This window comes from Nonomuraea glycinis (assembly GCF_035920485.1).
Lineage (GTDB): Bacteria > Actinomycetota > Actinomycetes > Streptosporangiales > Streptosporangiaceae > Nonomuraea > Nonomuraea glycinis.
Genome location: NZ_CP109166.1, coordinates 8,897,900 through 8,916,253, shown reverse-complemented (window position 1 = coordinate 8,916,253; position 18,354 = coordinate 8,897,900). Strand labels below are relative to the sequence as shown.

General features: G+C 70.5%; 18 protein-coding genes. 12 read left to right on the top strand and 6 right to left on the bottom strand.

The features are described 5' to 3' along the window. Positions 1–31: 31 nt before the first annotated feature. Positions 32–442, bottom strand: a complete 411-nt coding sequence (locus tag OHA68_RS41990) for an NUDIX hydrolase (RefSeq protein ID WP_327105211.1) — start codon at positions 440–442, stop codon at positions 32–34. Here OHA68_RS41990 and OHA68_RS41985 point away from each other — a divergent pair. The 4 genes from OHA68_RS41985 (at position 441) to OHA68_RS41970 (ending at position 3,930) form a co-directional block, all read left to right on the top strand. After that, positions 441–752, top strand: a complete 312-nt coding sequence (locus tag OHA68_RS41985) for a PIN domain-containing protein (RefSeq protein ID WP_327105210.1) — start codon at positions 441–443, stop codon at positions 750–752. The two genes, OHA68_RS41990 and OHA68_RS41985, sit on opposite strands and share 2 nt — an antisense overlap. 68 nt (positions 753–820) lie before the next feature. Continuing rightward, on the top strand, positions 821–1,714 hold the full coding sequence (locus OHA68_RS41980) for a sulfotransferase family protein (RefSeq protein ID WP_327105209.1): 894 nt from the start codon (positions 821–823) through the stop codon (positions 1,712–1,714). Positions 1,715–1,796: 82 nt separating this feature from the next. Then, a complete protein-coding gene (locus OHA68_RS41975) occupies positions 1,797–3,416 on the top strand; it encodes an arylsulfatase (RefSeq protein WP_327105208.1) in 1,620 nt (539 codons plus the stop codon). 22 nt (positions 3,417–3,438) lie between these two features. Continuing rightward, complete coding sequence (locus OHA68_RS41970; RefSeq protein ID WP_327105207.1) at positions 3,439–3,930, top strand: MarR family winged helix-turn-helix transcriptional regulator; 492 nt, start codon at positions 3,439–3,441, stop codon at positions 3,928–3,930. Here the strand turns inward: OHA68_RS41970 and OHA68_RS41965 are convergent. Continuing rightward, positions 3,923–4,303, bottom strand: coding sequence for an STAS domain-containing protein (locus OHA68_RS41965; RefSeq protein ID WP_327105206.1), 381 nt, complete (start codon positions 4,301–4,303; stop codon positions 3,923–3,925). The two genes, OHA68_RS41970 and OHA68_RS41965, sit on opposite strands and share 8 nt — an antisense overlap. A 256-nt stretch (positions 4,304–4,559) precedes the next feature. Between OHA68_RS41965 and OHA68_RS41960 the strand changes: the two genes are divergently transcribed. Beyond that, the gene (locus tag OHA68_RS41960) at positions 4,560–5,597 is read left to right on the top strand and encodes an alpha-hydroxy acid oxidase (RefSeq protein WP_189144094.1); all 1,038 of its coding nucleotides are present in this window, start codon (positions 4,560–4,562) and stop codon (positions 5,595–5,597) included. A gap of 87 nt (positions 5,598–5,684) precedes the next feature. On the opposite strand, the gene OHA68_RS41955 is transcribed toward OHA68_RS41960, so the two are convergent. Further along, on the bottom strand, positions 5,685–6,203 hold the full coding sequence (locus OHA68_RS41955; RefSeq protein ID WP_327105205.1) for an RNA polymerase sigma factor: 519 nt from the start codon (positions 6,201–6,203) through the stop codon (positions 5,685–5,687). Positions 6,204–6,352: 149 nt separating this feature from the next. After that, positions 6,353–6,889, bottom strand: a complete 537-nt coding sequence (locus tag OHA68_RS41950) for a cupin domain-containing protein (RefSeq protein WP_327109620.1) — start codon at positions 6,887–6,889, stop codon at positions 6,353–6,355. A gap of 237 nt (positions 6,890–7,126) precedes the next feature. Here OHA68_RS41950 and OHA68_RS41945 point away from each other — a divergent pair, with 237 nt between their 5' ends. The 5 genes from OHA68_RS41945 to OHA68_RS41925 all read left to right on the top strand — a co-directional run bounded on the left by OHA68_RS41945 (position 7,127) and on the right by OHA68_RS41925 (position 14,751). After that, the gene (locus OHA68_RS41945; RefSeq protein WP_327105204.1) at positions 7,127–8,635 is read left to right on the top strand and encodes an SWIM zinc finger family protein; all 1,509 of its coding nucleotides are present in this window, start codon (positions 7,127–7,129) and stop codon (positions 8,633–8,635) included. Between the two features lie 120 nt (positions 8,636–8,755). Then, positions 8,756–10,093, top strand: a complete 1,338-nt coding sequence (locus OHA68_RS41940; protein WP_327105203.1) for a DUF5691 domain-containing protein — start codon at positions 8,756–8,758, stop codon at positions 10,091–10,093. After that, complete coding sequence (locus OHA68_RS41935) at positions 10,090–11,154, top strand: ATP-binding protein (protein ID WP_189144093.1); 1,065 nt, start codon at positions 10,090–10,092, stop codon at positions 11,152–11,154. Before OHA68_RS41940 ends, OHA68_RS41935 begins: the two co-directional genes overlap by 4 nt. Next, a complete protein-coding gene (locus OHA68_RS41930; RefSeq protein WP_327105202.1) occupies positions 11,151–13,601 on the top strand; it encodes a DUF5682 family protein in 2,451 nt (816 codons plus the stop codon). Before OHA68_RS41935 ends, OHA68_RS41930 begins: the two co-directional genes overlap by 4 nt. Next, positions 13,594–14,751: a VWA domain-containing protein gene (locus OHA68_RS41925; RefSeq protein ID WP_327105201.1), complete on the top strand. Its 1,158-nt coding sequence runs from the start codon at positions 13,594–13,596 to the stop codon at positions 14,749–14,751. The genes OHA68_RS41930 and OHA68_RS41925 overlap by 8 nt, the downstream gene beginning before the upstream one ends. A 34-nt stretch (positions 14,752–14,785) precedes the next feature. Here the strand turns inward: OHA68_RS41925 and OHA68_RS41920 are convergent, their stop codons facing one another. Together OHA68_RS41920 and OHA68_RS41915 are read right to left on the bottom strand one after the other, a co-directional pair. After that, positions 14,786–15,346 (bottom strand): GNAT family N-acetyltransferase, encoded by a 561-nt coding sequence (locus tag OHA68_RS41920; protein ID WP_327105200.1) that lies wholly within the window; start codon positions 15,344–15,346, stop codon positions 14,786–14,788. Then, positions 15,321–16,736 (bottom strand): helix-turn-helix transcriptional regulator, encoded by a 1,416-nt coding sequence (locus OHA68_RS41915; protein ID WP_327105199.1) that lies wholly within the window; start codon positions 16,734–16,736, stop codon positions 15,321–15,323. The genes OHA68_RS41920 and OHA68_RS41915 overlap by 26 nt, the downstream gene beginning before the upstream one ends. Positions 16,737–16,907: 171 nt before the next feature. Between OHA68_RS41915 and OHA68_RS41910 the strand changes: the two genes are divergently transcribed. After that, positions 16,908–17,375, top strand: coding sequence for an ATP-binding protein (locus OHA68_RS41910; RefSeq protein ID WP_327105198.1), 468 nt, complete (start codon positions 16,908–16,910; stop codon positions 17,373–17,375). Positions 17,376–17,832: 457 nt separating this feature from the next. Further along, a complete protein-coding gene (locus OHA68_RS41905; protein WP_327105197.1) occupies positions 17,833–18,201 on the top strand; it encodes a hypothetical protein in 369 nt (122 codons plus the stop codon). Positions 18,202–18,354: the final 153 nt, after the last annotated feature.

The window sequence follows — 18,354 nt, the reverse complement described above, 5'->3', positions numbered from 1 at the left end:
CGGGTGCAACCATCTCGGCGGCCGGGTTATTTCACCCGTTCGGCAGCTTTCCGTCGCGAGGCCGGAGGCGGTGGAGCTCCAGGCCGACGTCCACCAGATCCACCCGATCGAGGTCGGCGATCTCGTCGAGGCTCACCCACGCGGCCAGGTCGGTGCTGCCGCCGACCTCGTTCCGCAGCGCGCCGCCGACGATCCGGGCCGCGTAGACGACCCGGAGCCCGTGGAAGTCGGCCCCGACGCCGGGGGCGCGAGGAAAGTGGCGGCGGACGGTGTGCAGGCCGAGCAGGGCCTCGACCTCGACGACGTAGCCGGTCTCCTCCTCCACCTCGCGCACCGCCGCGTCGAGGGTGTCCTCGGCGTGGTCGATCCCGCCACCGGGAAGCGTCCAGCGCGACCCCTCAGGCCCGACCCATCGAGCGAGCAGCACCTTCCCCTCGTCCATGCAGACCGCGTACGCGGCGACCCTGAGCTCTTTACTGATCTTCGTCATTGGCCAGATCTACCACTTTCATGAGGCGGCCAGCCTGCTTCAGGAAACCTTTCCGTACTATGCGATCCCAGATTCGACCTGGCACGAAACCGCTGATCTGCAGCGCGAACTCGCGGACAAGGGTTGGCACCAGTGCGCCTCCCCGGTGGATCTGCTCGTGGCGGTGACAGCGCGGCACCACAAGCTCACCGTCCTGCACGCCGACGGTGACTTCGAGACCATCTCGCGTCTGACAGGGCAGTCTGTCCGCTGGATCAAGTAGCGGGGTCGTGGGGGTTTCACAGCGCGGGTTTACCGGGGGTTCACCGGTGAAGCCTAGGTTTGCGGGGCATGAGCTGGAAGTACAAGGCCAACGCGACGCTAGAGGGACTGACCGGCTACACGCTGACGCGGGCGGGCCGGGTGACGAAGGCTCCGCCCAAGCCCGCTCCGCCGAAGCCGGCGCCCGAGCTCGTGCGGCTTCCCGGTGACGAGGTGCGTCCGCCGGTGGATCCGGTTCACGACCGGCTGCTGCGCGCGCCGGTCTTCCTGCTCTCCTCGGTGCGTTCGGGCTCGACGCTGCTGCGCGTCATGCTGAACACCCACTCCCTGATCCACTCGCCGATCGAGACGCACTTCCGCCGGATGACCGTGGGCCTGCCGACGGATCCCGTACGGCAGGCCATGGAGTTGCTCGGCCACACCCACAGCGACCTCGAGCACCTGGTGTGGGACCGGATGTTGCACCGGGAGCTGTCCCGCAGCGGCAAGCCGGTGCTGGTGGAGAAGACGCCGAGCAACGTGTTCGCCTGGCGGCGGCTGGCCACCTGCTGGCCGGACGCGCGCTTCATCTTCCTGCTGCGGCATCCGATGTCGATCGTGCAGTCGTGGCACGAGGCCGACCCGGGCAAACGGCCGATGGAGGAGGCGGTGCCGCGCACGCTCAGCTATATGACGTACCTCCAGGAAGCACGCACGCACCTGCCGGGGGCGACCATCAGGTACGAGAACCTGGTGGCCGAGCCGGAGGCCGAGTTGCGGCGGTTGTGCGCGTTCCTGGACGTCGGGTGGGAGCCGTCGATGCTGAACTACGGCGAGCAGGACCATGGAGGTTTCGTCAAAGGCGTAGGTGACTGGCGCGACAAGATCCGGAGCGGTACGGTCGTCGCTGGCCGCCCGCTGCCGTCAGGCGACGAGTTGCCTCCCGAGCTCAGGGAGATCTGCGGGCTGTGGGACTACCGCTGAGTCAGCATGACTCCGGCAGTGTTCGCCTGCCGTTTCCCGGTGGTTCCCCTGCCGATCTCCCGTTGCCCTGAAGGTGTCCTGCATGATCGACGCGCCCTCGCGCCGTGCCCTCTTGACGGGCGCCCTCGCGGGAATGACCCTGCCGTCCGCGGCCGCACCGGCCCAGGCCGCCGCGTTCCCCACGCGGCCCAACTTCGTCATCATTCTGGCCGACGACCTGGGGTGGGGCGAGATCGGCAGCCAGGGGCAGCGGATGATCGCCACCCCCAACCTGGACGAGCTGGCCGCCGAGGGGGTGCGGTTCGAGGCCGCCTACTCGGGGGCGCCGCTCTGCGCGCCGTCCCGGTGCTCGATGCTGACCGGGTTGCACGCCGGGCACGCGACGGTGCGCGAGAACCCCGAGGGCAAGACGCAGCGCTCGCTGACCGAGGCCGACCTGACCTTCGGGGAGCTGCTGCAACTGGCCGGATACCGCACCGCCTGCATCGGCAAGTGGGGCTTCGGACCGGAGAAGGCGGGGCAGCCTTCGCACCCCAACGAGCGCGGATTCGACGATTTCTTCGGATATATCGGTCATCGCCATGCTCATCAGTATTTTCCCGAGTATCTCTGGCACAACAGCACCCGAGTGCCGCTCGCCCGGGAAGCGTACGCGCCCGACCTGTTCCTGGAACGGGCCATCGACTTCATCAAGCAGCCGTCCGACCGGCCCTTCCTGCTCTACTACGCGAGCAACCTGCCGCACGCGCCCAGCGTGGTCCCCGGCGGCGCCGGCCGGTACGCCCGCGAGCCCTGGACCCGGGCGAACCGCGGGCACGCCGCGCAGGTCACCCGGCTGGACACCGACGTGGCCAAGATCGTGCGGGCGCTGCGCGAGGCGGACGTCGTCCAGGACACGCTCGTGCTGTTCACCAGCGACAACGGGCCGCACCGGGAGAAGGGCGTGACGCCCTGGCTGTTCGACTCCAACGGCCCCTTACGCGCGGACAAACGCGACCTGTACGAAGGCGGCATCCGGGTGCCGCTGATCGCGTGGTCGCCGAAGCTGCGCTCCCGCGTGGAGAGCCAGCCGGTGGCGCTCTACGACATCCTGCCGACCCTCGCCGACCTGGCGGAGATCCCGGTGCCGGACCGGATCGACGGCCTGTCGTTCCGCAGGCTGCTGAACGGCCGCTCCGCGCCCCGGCACGATCACCTGGTGTGGAACCGGCCGCGCAAGGCCCAGGCGATCCGGCGGGGCCGGTGGAAGGCGATCAGGTTCGCGCCCGGCATCGCGGGCGCCGGCCCCGAAGGGCGGATCGAGCTGTACGACCTGGCCACCGACCTGGGAGAGCAGCGCGACCTGGCGCGGCGCAGGCCGGAGCTGGCCACGAGGTTGATGACGCTGCTCGACCGGTCGATCGGCCCCGACCCGCGCAGGCCGTACGGGCTGAAGGTGCTGGGTGCGGCGGATCAGGTCACGGTGACGCTGGTCAACGGGTCGGCGGTGCCGTGGCGGCGGGTCAGGCTGGGCCTGGACCTGGCCCAGGGACGCAGGCTGACGGCGCCGGACGCGGTGGCGACGCTGCTGCCGGGGGAGGAGTGCAGCGCCGTCTTCCCGGTCGGCGGGGTCAGGCGGGTTACCGCGTCGGCGGCCTTCCGGGCGGACGGCAGGCGGCACACTTTCCGCCGCCGTGCCAAGGTGGAGCCCGCGCTGAGGTGACCGAGCGTGTAGAACAGTGCGTATGCCAGAACAGGCGAACGACCTATCGGCGGTCATTTCGGCCGTCCTGACGGGGACTCGGATGCTCGTCGGCATCGCCGCCCGTTCCCTGGCCGCGGTCGAGGACCGGGTCACGCTGCCGCAGTTCAGGATGCTGGTGGTGCTGGGCAGGCATGGCGAGACCAAGCTCGTCACGCTGGCCGACGTGCTCAACGTCAACTCCTCGACGGCCATGCGGATGGCCGGCCGGCTCGCCGCGGCCGGCCTGCTCGTGCGGGAGGTCAACCCGGACAACCGCCGGGAGAGCCTGATCCGCCTGACCGAGGAGGGCCGGCGGATCGTGGACGAGGTGACCGCCCGGCGCAGGCAGGAGATCGGCATGATCGTCGCGCGCATGTCCCCCGAGCAGTGCCGCACGCTGGTCGCGGCGATGAACGCCTTCAACGAGGCCGGTGGCGAGCCGGCGGGGAACGGCCTGAACCCGTTCGGCTGGCCCGACGACCGATCTAGCTGACGACCGGCTGGGGCAGGGCCGCGACCGCTTCGTGAACAGTGTCGTAGGTCTGGAACCGCCTGTTGAGTCCGGTGACGTTGAGCACCCGCTTGATCCGCGGGTGCACCTCGCACAGGACGAGGGCGCCGCCCGCGGCCTCTGCTCCGCCCAGCGCCGCCAGCAGCTCGCTGAGGCCGGAGGAGTCGCAGAAGGCGACGCCCTTGAGGTCGACGACGACCCTCGGTGGCACGGTGCTCGCGATGGCCTCCGCCATGCAGTGGCGAACCTCCGCCGCTGTGGCGAGGTCGAGCTCACCCGACAGGCTGAGAACCGCTGCACCGCCGTGTGGGGTAATGATCCAGGAGAAGCCGGCCTGCACGTCTCCGCCCTCCAAAGTGTGACATTTCACCCGGGGTTCATCATTGCATAGTGCAATGAATTGGTGCAGTACCCAGAATCCCTGCGATACATGCGCCAAGTCCCGCGAATCTCTCCGCGGTGCGTCAACCGTATTACTCAGAGCGACGAGAAGGAAGCACTGACGTAATTCTCGCCCAGACGAAGACGGTGTGCGGGCCGGAACCGCAATCCGCGACGGGCCTCCCGACCGTACTACCGGCACGGCGGAACCCCCTCTCCGAGGAGATGGATTGAACCTTTTCAACCTGCGCGACTTCCAGGACGTGGCGCGCGAAAAGCTCGACCCGGTCTACTACGACTACTTCGCGAGCGGAGCCCAGGACGAGATCACGGTCCAGGCCAACGAGGCCGCGTTCAGACGGCTGTCGCTGGTGCCGCGGGTGCTGCGCGGTGTCGGCGAGCCCGACCTCGGCCTCACCGTGCTCGGCCAGGAGGCGTCGATGCCCGTGCTGCTGGCGCCGACCGCCTTCCACCGGCTCGCGCATCCGGCCGGCGAGCTGGAGACGGCCAGGGCCGCCGCCGCGTCCGGCGTGATCATGGTGGCGGCGATGCTCTCGACGGTCGCCGTCGAGGAGGTCGCCACCTCCGGGGCGACGCTCTGGTTCCAGCTCTACCTCCAGCCCGACCTGGGCTACACCGAGTCTCTCGTACGGCGTGCCGAGGCGGCCGGGTGCAAGGCGCTGGTCGTCACCGTCGACTCGCCGGCCCTGGGCAGGAACGAGCGGAAGGACCGCCACGACTTCTACGACCTGCCGCCGGGCATGTCCTGCGCCAACCTCCGCGACGGAGACGTACGGCAGGTCGTGCTTTCTCCCGATTTCTCGTGGAAGGACATCGAGTGGCTGCGTGGGATCACCTCGCTGCCGATCGTGCTCAAGGGCATCCTGCACCCCGCCGACGCCGCCCTCGCGGTCGAGCACGGCGCCGCCGCCGTCATCGTGTCCAACCACGGCGGCCGCCAGCTCGACACCATGCCCCCCACCATCGACCGCCTGCCGCTGATCGCCGACGCGGTCCGCGGGCAGGTGCCCCTGCTGCTCGACGGCGGGGTACGGCGCGGCACCGACATCGTCAAGGCGCTGGCGTACGGGGCCCAGGCGGTGGCCATCGGGCGGCCGGTGATGTGGGGCCTGTCGGTGGCCGGCGCGGAAGGCGTGACCAAGGTGCTGTCCCTGCTGCGGGCGGAGCTGGTCAACGCCCTCACCCTGTGCGGCGTCGCCGACCTTCGCGCGGTGCCCAGAGAACTGGTGGTGCCACCGACCGGCTGAACGCCCTCGACCGCGTTCCGGGAGTTCGTGGCTGATCGGGTCGGCCGTCAGCGGCCCGTACCTGGTCCGCCGAGGTGAGGGTGGCCGTCAGAGGAGGGCTCCCGCTGGGTTCATGGCCAGGCGGAGGAGGGCGCGGCCGCGCCTTATCCGGGTCTTGACCGTGCCCAGCGGCAGCCCGTCGCGGGCGGCGATCTCGGCGGCCGTCAGCCCGTAGACGATCGACAGCAGGATCGGCCTGCGCACCTCGGGCGGCAGGGTGCGCAGCTCGGCGCGGACCCTGTCCAGCTCGGCCACGGCATCGACCAGGTCGCCCGCCGTGGCCGGCAGCCTCAGCAGGCGGTCCGGGTCGACCGGGTGGTCGCGGCGCAGGCGTACGGCGTCGATGGCGAGGTTGCGGGTGATGGTGAGCAGCCAGGAGGCGACCCGCCCGCGCCGTGGGTCGTAGGCCGCCGCGTGGCGCCAGGCGCGCACGAAGGCGTCCTGCGCGACCTCCTCCGCCAGCCCCGGATCGCCCACCACGCTGGCCGCGAGCCCGTAGACCCTCGGCTGGAACCGCCGTACGAAGACGACCGTCGCCTCCGCGTCACCTGCTGCCATTCTGTCCATGAGCGACTCATCGGAGAGAGACCACACCGACCATCACACGCATAGGCCGCGTCTCGCTTCAACCTTCATGCCCAATTTTCCCGCAGGTTGGATGGTTCGCGCTTTTCGGGCTGGTCGCGAGATCGGCTATGTACCGGCCGCATGTCCTGTCAGGCCGTGAAGTCGGCGAAGTCGAAGCCCGGTGAGACGACGCAGCTCACCAGCACCTCCTCGCCGCCCGCCGGCCTGGCCGACTGCCAGACGCCGCCGGGGACGACCGCCTGCGGGACCTGGCCCTCCTCGACCAGCGGCCCCAGCACCACACGCTCCTCGCCGATGGTCAGGCTCAGCGGCCCGCCCCGGTGCCACAGCCACACCTCGTCGGAACGCACCCGGTGCGGCACCGACTCCTCACCGGGGCGCAGCAGGAAGTAGATGCCGGTGGCGCTCGCCCGTGGGCCGCCGTAGCCGTCCGGCCGGAACGACACTGCGGACCGCCAGGTCTCCCTGAACCAGCCGCCCTCAGGATGCGGGAGCAGATCCAGCGCGTCGGCGATCGTCGGGCGCTCGACGAAGGCGACCGGCGCCCCGGTGACGTCACGCCGCAGGAAGCGGGTGCCGTCGAGGACCAGCTGCCCCTCCAGGCCGCTCGCCAGCGCCTCCGCCTCGTCGGCGACCTCGACCGTCGGGCCCTCGGGATAGATCATCAGCTGCACCCGCCGATTGTACGGTCCGCGCGGATCAGCGTGCCGGTTGCGGGGGTGGCTCCCCGGGTTTGCCTGCCGGTTGCGGGAGCGGTCGCCCGGATCCGCATGCCGGATGTGGGAGGCGGCTCCCTGGGTTTTGCCTGCTGGATGCGGGGAGGGTCGCGCGGAGGTTTCGGAGTGGTGGCGGTGTGTCGGCAGGGGCGCGAAATGTCGGTCCGCGTGGCTAGTGTGCAACGAGTGATCCAACGGTGGAGCCGAGATCAGGTCCTCGCCCTCGCCCCCGACGCGCCGTCCAAGAAGGCGGCGCAGGGCGTGGCGACACCGGGCAAATGGTCGTTACGCGGCACGACAGGCGATGTGGTGTTCGGCGAGTGCAAGGGCAGCGGCGCCAAGCCTTACCTGGCGGCCGTGGACCTGACCGAGCCCGCCTACCGGTGCTCCTGCCCCAGTCGCAAGTTCCCCTGCAAGCACGCGCTCGGGCTGCTGTTGCTGTGGTCGGCCGACGAGGTGCCCGAGGCGGAGGCGGTTCCGCCGTGGACGGCCGAGTGGCTGGCCCAGCGCGCTGACCGCGCCGCCAAGTCGGCGTCCCGCGTGGACGCCGCCCGAGCCGAAGCCGCCCGGACGGAGGCCGCGCGAGCCGAGGCCGCGCGAACGGAAGCCGGCCATTCCGCGGCTGCCGAGAACCCGGACGGTGTAGCAGGGCCGGATGGTTCCGACAGTGCTGCGGGCTTGGACCGCGCTTCTGGCGTGGGTGGCGTTTCGGGCGCGGGTGGCGATGGTCTGGAGGGGGCCGGCGGTGCGCACGCTGTCGCGGGCTTGGGCGGGCGGGGGGCGGAGTCCGTACGGCATACGCGGGTCGCGGCGGGGTTGGCGGAGTTGGAGCGCTGGCTGGCGGACCAGGTGCGGCAAGGGCTGTCGGGGGCTGTCGAGAGCGACTGGGACGGGCTGGCCAAGCGGCTCATCGACGCGCAGGCGCCCGGTGTGGCGGGCATCGTGTCGCGGCTGGCGCGGGTGCGGGCGGGGGACGGCTGGCCGGGGCGGCTCCTGGAGGAGTACGCCCTGCTCAACCTTCTCGCGGTCGCCTACAGGCAGCGGGCCGAACTGCCCGCCGAGCTGGCGCAGACGGTTCTGATGCGCGTCGGCTTCCCGGTCACGCGTGAGGAAGTCCTGGCCGGGCCGGTGACGCGCGACCGATGGGACGTGCTCGGCAGCCGCGACGAGGAGCAGGACCGGCTCGCCGCCCGCCGCGTATGGTTGCGCGGCCGCCGCACGGGCCGGGCGGCGCTGATCCTGTCGTTCGCCCCGCCCGGCCAGGCCCTGGACGCCTCGCTGGTCACGGGCACCACGCTCGACGCCGACCTCGTCTTCTACCCAGGAGCCTCACCTCTGCGGGCCCTGGTCGCCACCCGCCACAGAACGCCCGAACCCACCGCGGTCCGGGGCGGCGGCTCGGTGGTGGCCGAGGGCAAGGTTCCGCCGGGGGTGACGCCCGAGGAGGCGATGGAGGAGATCGCCGCTGTCCTGGCGGGGGATCCGTGGGCCGATTCGTGGCCGATCGTGCTGGCGGATGTCGTACCCGAGGAGAGTGCGCTCGGCGGTTTTCCGCTGCATCCGCGCATCGGCGACATCTGGCGGCTGCTCGCCGTGTCCGGCGGCCGGCCCGTGACGGTGGCCGCCGAATGGACCCCCCGAGGCATCCGGCCCCTGACGACCTGGGACGAGGCCGAGGCGACGGTGATCCTTTGAGCTCGGACGAAGACAAGGCAGCGGTGGTCATGTGAGCTCGGACGAAGACTGTGAGCGGGGACGAATTCGAGGCGGCGGTGATCCTTTGAGCTCGGGTGGAGACAAGGTGGCGGTGATCTGGTGAGCTGGGATGACCTGGCCTCGACGGCATTGGTGGGGACCGATCGCAGGCCGTACCCCGGAGATCTGCTCGGCAGCGCGGCCGTTGAGGTGGTGCGGCGGCGGGCCGGGTGGCGGCCGGCCCGGCCGGGGGAGCCGGCGCGTGCGGCCGATGAGGAGCAGGACGCCGTCAGCAGGCGCGCGGCCGAGCGGCTGGTCAGGATCCTGGGCGGCGAGCACGAGAGGGTGCTGCCCGAGTGGCTGGCCGTCGCGGCCGGCGCCGGCCGGCGGGTGCCCGCCTACCTGCTGCCCGAGTTGCTGCATCGAGGCAGGCGGGACGACTCGATCCGGGCGGATCTCGGGGTGCTGGCGGGCCGTCGCGGCCGGTGGCTGGCCGAGCGTAACCCCGTGTGGGCGTACCTGCTGGAAGAGCCGACGGGGGAGACGTGGGAACTGGGCAGGGCCGCGGACCGGCGCGACCACCTGCGCCGGCTCAGGGCGGCCGAGCCGGGCGAGGCGCGGCGGCTGCTGGAGAGCAGTTGGGAGCGGGAGACGCCCGAGGACCGGGCGGTGTTCGTGGAGGTGCTGGCCGAGGGGCTGTCGATGGACGACGAGCCGTTCCTGGAGTCGGCGCTGGACGACCGCAGACGCGAGGTGCGCCAGTGGGCCGCGAACCTGCTCACCCGGCTGCCCGCCTCGCGGCTGTCGCGGCGGATGGCGGAGCGGGCCAGGACCTGCCTGACCGTCGGGCCGGCCACGATCACCGTGGAAGCGCCGTCGAGCTGCGACAAGGCCATGGAGCGTGACGGCATCAGGCCCAAGACGCCGCGTGGCGTCGGGGAGCGGGCGTGGTGGCTGCAGCAGGTGATCGCCCGCGCGCCGCTGCAGATGTGGGGGGTGCCGCCCGGCGAGATGCTGCGCAAGAAGATCCTCGACTGGGACAGCGAGGTGAAGACGGCCTGGGTGCGCGCGGCGGTGCTGCAACGGGAGCCGGAGTGGGCGCGGGCGATGTTCGCCTGGGATCCCATCTCCGACCTGCTCGAGGCGCTCGGGCCGGAGGAGCAGCAGGCGCTGGCCGCCGACTTCACCAAGGAGCGCGACCCGGACAGCCAGTTGATCATGGTGCTGGGAGGCGTGTCGCCGCGGTGGCAGGAGACGCTGGCCACCGCCGTGCTCCGCAAGATCATCCAGATGGCCACCACCCAGCCGTGGAACCTCGGCGAGCTGGTCACCCTGGCGGGTGAGCGCATCGATCCCGCGCTCACCGGCCTGGCGGAGGGCTTCTCGCCGGTCCCGCCCATCCAGCAGGTCGCCGCCCTCCTGCGTTTCCGAGCCGACATGATCAAGGAGCTCTCATGACCGTTCTGCGCCCCCACGCGGAAGACCAGTATGCCGACGAGCTGGCCCTGCTCGCCAAGGACGACGATCGTCCCAGGCCGCCGGGCTGGAAGCTGTCGCCGTGGGCGGTCACCACCTACATCCTGGGCGACGGCGACCGGATCTCCCCCAAATACGTCGGCGCCCGGCGCATTGTCGAGGTCGCCGTCGCCACCCTGGCGACCGACCGGGCGCTGCTGCTGCTCGGCGTGCCGGGCACGGCGAAGACCTGGCTGTCGGAGCACCTCGCCGCCGCCGTCAGCGGCGACTCCACCCTGCTCGTGCAGGGTACGGCCGGCACCGCCGAAGAGGCCATCAGGTACGGCTGGAACTACGCCAGACTGCTGGCCGAGGGCCCGTCCATGGAGGCGCTGACCCCGTCGCCGGTGATGCGGGCGATGGCCGAAGGGCGGGTGGCGCGGGTGGAGGAGCTCACCCGGATGCCCTCCGACGTGCAGGACGCGCTGATCACGGTGCTGTCGGAGAAGACCCTGCCCATCCCGGAGCTCAACCGGGAGGTCCAGGCCGAGCGCGGCTTCAACGTGATCGCCACCGCCAACGACCGCGACCGGGGCGTGAACGAGCTGTCCAGCGCGCTGCGCCGCCGCTTCAACACCGTCGTGCTGCCGGTGCCCGCCACCGCCGAGGAGGAGGTGGACATCGTCTCCCGGCGTGTCACCCAGCTCGGCCGTTCGCTGGAGCTGCCGGAGACGAGCACCGGCCTGGCCGAGATCCGCCGGGTGGTGACGATCTTCCGCGAGCTGCGTTCCGGCGTGACCGAGGACGGCCGTACCAAGGTCAAGTCACCCAGCGGCACCCTGTCCACGGCCGAGGCCATCTCGGTCCTGACCAGCGGCATCGCCCTGGCGGCGCACTTCGGCGACGGCGTGCTGCGGCCGTCGGACGTGGCGTCGGGCATCGTCGGCGCGGTGGTGCAGGAGCCGGTGTCGGACCGGGTGGTGTGGCGCGAATACCTGGAGACGGTCGTCCGCGAGCGGTCCGACTGGCGTGAGTTCTACCGTGCCTGCCGCGAGGTGTCGTGAGCGTCTCGATCCTCGGCGTGCGCCACCATGGCCCCGGCTCGGCCCGGGCCGTGCGGGCCGAGCTCGCGCGCCTGCGCCCCGACGTGATCCTCATCGAGGGCCCGCCGGAGGCGGACGCGCTCGTCAGCCTCGCACCCGACCTGGAGCCGCCGGTCGCGCTGCTGGCCCACGTCCCGGGCACCTCGGCCGGCGCCGCCTTCTGGCCGTTCGCCACCTTCTCACCGGAGTGGCAGGCCATCCTGTACGGGGTCACGGCCGGCATTCCGGTACGTTTCTGCGACCTACCGGCCGCCCACACCCTGGCCGAGCCCCAGCTCGAGCCGGTGGTGCCTGGGGTCGAGCCCGCATCACATCCGGCACCCGAGCCCGGCATCGAGGGCCGGCCTGAGACCGGGTCTCAGGATGGACCCGAAGCGGGGGAGTTGCGGGTCGATCCCATCGGGGCGCTGGCGCGGGCGGCCGGGCATGACGATCCCGAGCGGTGGTGGGAGGACGTCGTCGAGCACCGGGGCGACACGCCGTTCGAGGTGATCGCCGAGGCCATGGCCGTCGTCCGGGAGGGGTACCGGCCGGACGAGCGGGAGGCCAGGCGTGAGGCGTACATGCGCAAGACACTCCGGGCGGCGCTCAAGGAGGGCTTCGAGCGGATCGTGGTCGTCTGCGGCGCCTGGCACGTGCCCGCGCTGACCGAGCCGCTGCCCCCGGTGAAGGACGACAACGCGCTGCTGCGCGGGCTGCCCAAGGTGAAGGCCGAGCTGACCTGGGTGCCGTGGACGTACGGGCGGCTGGCGTGGTGGAGCGGTTATGGGGCGGGGATCACCTCGCCCGGCTGGTACGACCACCTGTTCGCGGCGGCGGACCGGCCGGTGGAGCGGTGGCTGGCGGGGGCGGCGGCCGCGCTCCGCGACGAGGGGCTGCCGGTGTCGCCGGCGCACGTGATCGAGTCGGTACGGCTGGCGAACAGCCTGGCCGGGCTGCGCGGGCGGCCGCTGGCCGGGCTGAGCGAGGTGACCGAGGCGGCCCGAGCGGTGCTGTGTGAGGGGGACGACCTGGCCGTCGAGCTGATCCAGCGGCGGATGGTGGTCGGCGACCGGCTCGGGCACGTCACCGACGGCACACCCATGGTTCCGCTGCAGCGGGACCTGCGCGATCAGCAGCGCAAGGTGCGGCTGCGGCCGGAGGCGCTCGATCGCGAGCTCGACCTGGACCTGCGCAAGCCGCTCGACCTGACCCGCAGTCACCTGCTGCACCGGTTGCGGCTGCTCGGCGTGGACTGGGGGGTGCCGGGCGTCTCGCGTGGCAAGGGCACGTTCCGGGAGACGTGGACGCTGTGCTGGCAGCCGGAGTTCGACCTGGCGCTGATCGAGCGCGCTGCCCTGGGCACCACGGTGTCCGGCGCGGCCACCCAGTACGCCCGCGACCTGGCCTCCGGCGCGGTCACCCCACCGTCGGCCGGGCACCCGAGCGGCGGTGGGCCCGGCAGCGGCGGACCCCCCGCTCCTTCCGCTCCGAAAACGGGAGCTCCTGGGACGGGTGGCGTGGCGCCGGGGGCGGGGAAGGGCGGGTCGCTGGCCGACCTGACCGCTCTGGTGGAGCGGTGTCTGCTGGCCGACCTGCCGGAGGCGCTGCCCGAGGTGCTGGCCGCCCTGTCGGCGCGGGCCGCGCTCGACACCGACGTCACGCAGCTGATGGCGGCGCTGCCGGCGATGGTCCGCGCCCATCGGTACGGGGACGTGCGCGGCACCTCGGCCGACGGGCTGGCGGTCATCGTGCACTCGATGGCGGACCGGATCTGCGTGGGCCTGCCCGTCTCGGTCACCGGCCTGGACGACGGCGCGGCGGCCGACCTGCTCGGCCATGTTGACGCCGTACACACCGCTGTCGCCCTGCTCGACGAGGGCGCAGGTCAGGCACGGACGCCCGCACCGGCCCCAGACGAGGACGGGGGACAGGCGGGGACGGACGTGGTGCGGGGGACCACGCCGCGTGGTCGGTGGCTGGTGACGTTGCGTGGCATCTGTGATCGGCAGGACCTGCACGGGCTCATCGAGGGGCGGCTGACCAGGATTCTGCTGGACGCGGGCGAGCTCGACGACGCCGGGGACCGGATGTCCAGGGCGATGTCCCGGGGGCAGACGCCGGTCAGGGCGGCGGCCTGGGTGGAGGGGTTCCTGTCGGGCGGCGGGCTGCTGCTGGTGCACGATCCCCGGCTGCTCGCCCTGGTGGACGAGTGGCTGACCGGGCTCGGCGGCGACCAGTTCATCGAGGTGCTGCCGCTGCTCAGGCGTACGTTCGGCGGCTTCGCCGTACCGGAGCGCAGGGCCATCGGCGAGCGCGTCCGGTCGGGTGGCAGGCGTGCGGAGGTGGTCGAGGCGGAGCTGGACGAGCGGCGCGCGGCGGCCGCGGCGACGACGGTGCTGGCGATCTTGGGGAGAGCGCATGGATGAGCGGCTGCGCAGGTGGCGCATGGTGCTGGGCGGCGGCGAGGCGGACGGCACCGGGTGCGGGCTGCAGGGCGACGACGCGGCGATGGACAGCGCGCTGGCCGCCGTCTACGGAGAGCAACAGGGCGGCGGGCAGGGCGGCAGAGGAGCCGGACTCGGCGCGTCGGCGCCGCGCGTGGCGAGGTGGCTGGGCGACATCAGGTCATTTTTCCCGTCCACGGTCGTCCAGGTGATGCAGAAGGACGCCATCGAACGGCTGAACCTGACCCGGCTGCTGCTGGAGCCGGAGATGCTGGAGGCCGTGGAGCCGGACGTGCACCTGGTCGGCACGCTGCTCGCGCTCAACCGGGTGATGCCCGACCAGGCGCGCGAGTCGGCCAGGGCGGTGGTCCGCAGGGTGGTGCGGGACCTGGAGCGCAGGCTCGCCCAGAAGACCAGGACGGCCGTCACCGGCGCGCTCGACCGCTCCGCCCGCACCCACCGGCCCAAGCGGGTGGCCGACATCGACTGGGACCGGACGATCAGGGCGAACCTGAAGAACTACCTCCCGGAGAAGAACACCGTCGTGCCGTCGCGGCTCGTCGGATACGCGCGCAGGCAGCGGGCGGTCCAGCGGGAGGTGGTGCTCTGCATCGACCAGAGCGGGTCGATGGCGGCCTCGGTGGTGTACGCGAGCGTGTTCGGGGCGGTGCTGGCGTCGATGCGGTCGCTGAAGACGTCCCTGGTGGTGTTCGACACGGCGGTGGTGGACCTGACCGACCAGCTGCACGACCCGGTGGAGCTGCTCTTCGGCACCCAGCTCGGCGGCGGCACCGACATCAACCGGGCCATCGCGTACGGCCAGGGGCTCATCACCAGGCCGGCGGAGTCCATCTTCGTGCTGATCAGCGACCTGTACGAGGGCGGGGTCCGGCTGGAGATGCTGCGCAGGGTGGCCGCCATGACCCAGGCGGGGGTGCAGGTGATCGTGCTGCTGGCGCTCTCGGACGAGGGGGCGCCGTTCTACGACCACGAGAACGCCGCCGCCCTGGCGGCGCTGGGCGTGCCCGCGTTCGCGTGCACGCCCGACGCCTTCCCTGACCTGATGGCGGCGGCGATCGAACGTCGCGACATCACCCAGTGGGCCGAACGCCACCTCGGCGCGGGCTCCTGAGACGGTGGTGGTGCGGCGAATGGGCAGATCGTAGTCACACTCTCAGCCCCTTCAGCATCACGGCAAAGATCGGCGCCCCCGGCAGGGGGTTCCGCTTCTGCCCGACCTGTGTCCACCCCCATGTGCGGTACGCAGCCAGGGCAGGCCTGGCCGCCGGCAACACGGTCAGCGTGGCCCGTTCTTCTGACCTGCCTGCCAGCAACGTGTCGTGGATGGTCTGGGCTACATGCCGGCGCCGCCACGGCGCGCGTACCAGCAGCTCGACCAACGCCCAGGTCCGGCCAGGCCGTTCTGCCGTCAGGTCATCGGGCAATGGCGTGAGCAAGTTTCGCCACCACGGGGTGGTCGGCTGGAGGGTCACGCCGAAGCCGAAGCCGACCAGATGCCCGTGCTCGCCGGCCGTAACCAACGTGAACCCCTCCTGCCGGCGCTGCACGTCGAACCGTTCGCGGAACAGCGCGGCGTGTTCCGGCCCCCATGCGTAAGGGGGCTCGGAGTACACCTCCGTGTAGAGGTCGGTGAGTTCGTTCAGGTGCTGGGCGGCTTCCTGGCCGTTCAGCGCCTGGTAGTCAATCCCCGTGCCCAACCAGCTCACGCTCCCTCTGTGGCGCTGCCCTGCGTAGGTAGTCGCGTAGCTCATCGTGGAATACGGCGGCTTCGGAGCAATCCGGATGGCGAGCCAGCAGTTCACCATCGAACCGGACCAGCCAATCCACCACCAACGACGAACGAACGGGCTCCGCGAGCCGCAAGGAGGTGCGCGCCACGGCCACCGATTCCACCGGCTCCCGCTGTGCCAATCGCACCTTGGCCAAGCGAATCTCGTCGAAGATGCGGCTGCGGGTATAGCCCTGATCCCGACTTGAGCGTGCGCTCAGCGTATGACTTTCGGCACGAGCCGCGTAGCGCCGCCAACGCTCTGGCGCTGTGCTTCGCAGGGCCAGTTCTGTGAACGTGTTGGCCGCCAGGCAGTCCACTTCGGCCTGGTTCATGTAGTGCAGCCAGTCAGGGGGTGTGTCGCCTTGGGCTTCGGCCCAGACCTCGACGCAGGCATCGGCACTTCGAGCGGCGTTACCGGCCTCCCGCTGCCCAAGCTGCGCGTAAGCTCTGGCTTCCAGTCCCAGCAGCTCAGCGCGTACCAGCTCATTCGCTCCGCGCGGCAGGCTGTAGAGCGCCGCACGCACCAAGCCCAAGCTGTCCTCGAAGGTACCGCGAGCAGTGGACAACTGGGTCATGTCGCCGATGATCTTTGCGCCGAGCGCAGGGGCGGCAGCTTCACGGCAGGCATGCAAGGCGAGCAGGTAGTAGCGCTGCGCCATGCCCGGCAACCCTTGGTCATAAGCCATCCAACCTGCCAGCTGTCCCAGCTCGGCAGTGATGAGGAACAGTCGTCGGGCGACCTCGGCAGGGTGGTGCTCAGTCAGGCTTTCGGTGACGGCGTTCAACTGGCCGATCACCGCCTTACGCCGCAGTCCGCCCGCCCCTGAGGCGTCCCATCGCCTGAACAGCATGACGGCCTGCTCCAGCTCGGCTACGTCGTCGTGTGTCGCATGGCCGCCCACCGGCACTACCGGCAGGTTGGCGACCCATTGGCGTACGGGTTGCAGCAAGGCCGAGCCGGCGAGCACTGCCAGCTCGGCGATCACCTGACGCCTGGAGGCGATGTCGTAGGTAGAGAAGCCTTCCATGATCTTTACCGTTTGGCTGCGGGTCAGTGAGAAGTCGAGCGGCACCGACGAGTGCAACACGTAGTCGGCGGGCTTGCCGGGCAGGGCGGTGATGTCGGCCAGCAGCTCTTCGAGCTCGGCGGTCGTAACCTTGAGCAACGCCGCCAGCCTGGGACGTAGCCACGGTTGTGGTTCGGTTTCGGCCCGTTCCCACCGGCCGGTAGTGGAACGCTCGACGCTCAGAGCATCGGCCAGCGCCTCCTGGCTGTAGCCGACCGCCTTGCGCCGTTGGATGAACCGAGCTCGCTTCAGTGTCACGCGCTGAACTCCCATCGCCACAAGTAAGCGTAAAACGTCGGACGTACAACTGTCCTGCTCACCTGACCCGATGCCGCATTTCTGCCTCATTCGCGGGCCCAAAGTGCTCTGGAACCGGATTACTGGCCTTGCTTGGCTGTCCGGGCGGGATACGCGAGAGGAACAGAGGGCATGAGCAACGATGGCGGATCGGGCAATGTAGCAAGAAAGCATTACATGGAACTATCCATTCACCCGGTGGCCGCCTCATTCGCGCGGTTGCATGTCGAGCGAGTGCTTGTCGCCTGGGGTTTAGCTGAACTGATCGACGTTGCCCAGCTCATCGCCAGCGAACTCGTCACGAACGTCATCAAGGCGGCCGAGTCCGTCAAGCCCACGGACGACGAAATCCACATGTACGGATCGTTTGCCGAGACGCTCAGGTACGTATGGGTCGGCCTGTATGAAATCCGGGACTATGTCGTCATCGAGGTGTGGGACGCCAGCCGCGAACCACCCGAACTAAAAACCCCGGCTCTCGACGAAGAAGGCGGGCGAGGTATTCAGCTAGTTGAAATGCTGGCCGCACAGTGGGGCTACCGATGGCCCAGAACGGGCGGCAAAATCGTGTGGGCCTGCCTCGCCCTCGACGCTGCGTGAAATCGTTTGGCTACGTTGACAACGAGGAAGTGCCATCGTGACATCCCGCCCCCTGCTGTCCGGCCTTGCGCAGGACCTCGCGGAGCTGGTCGCGACCGTGATCGGCGAGGTTCGTCCCCGGTTCTGGTCTGCGGCCTAGAAGATCTGGAACGGCGTGCGGAACCGGCTTTCGCGGGGGCGGCGGTGGGCTCTCCCACCGCCGGAGGGTATCGGCGAGCTGAGCCAGTCTCCACGCGGTGGAACCGAAGTCATCTCCATGCCGGGTGATCGGGCGTATTCCCGTCGTATTCCACGCTGCTGCCGACGCGTGCAACGATCACTCCGGTGAACCTCGGGCCGCCGGAATCGCTCGTGTCAGCAGGGATTTCGAGCATGGCGAAGCCTCGTCGGAGGCCGTGTGCCACCCCGCTGGCATGAGGCGCTCCGGAGGGCTGATCTCCGTCCGAGAGAAGGAACGATGAACGTGCTCAGAACGGTCACTGCCGGCGTCGCTGTCGCGGTGGCGAGCGTCATTCTCGCGCAACCGGCCTTGGCGGCGAGTTTTCAACGGGACGTCGGCGACGGGATCGTCCGCTACGCCGACCCCGCCAACGAGCTGTGTGTCCGGGCCGATGACACCACAGGGACGGCCTGGGTGGAGGTGACCCTGACCCGCCCGGGCGTGGTCGGAAAGCCCATCGTCATCAGAGACGACAACATCCGGCACCCCGGCGCCACCTGTGCGGTGCTCCCCGGCTTCGAAGACGTCACCTACCGGGCCGCTTACGAGAGCTACTGGAGCGGGCGGGACACCGTCCTGCGCGGGACGTTCACCTTCGAGACCTGACCCTCAGGCAGGGCCCCCGCACCATCGATCGCCGTTCTTCGTCGCGATCCGCCACGAGGCGATACCTCGCGCATCTCCCCCGCCGGCCACGCGGGAGCGCTGAAGTTCACGCCCCAAGGCCAACCGAAACATCTCTTGCTGGAGGACTGTTGA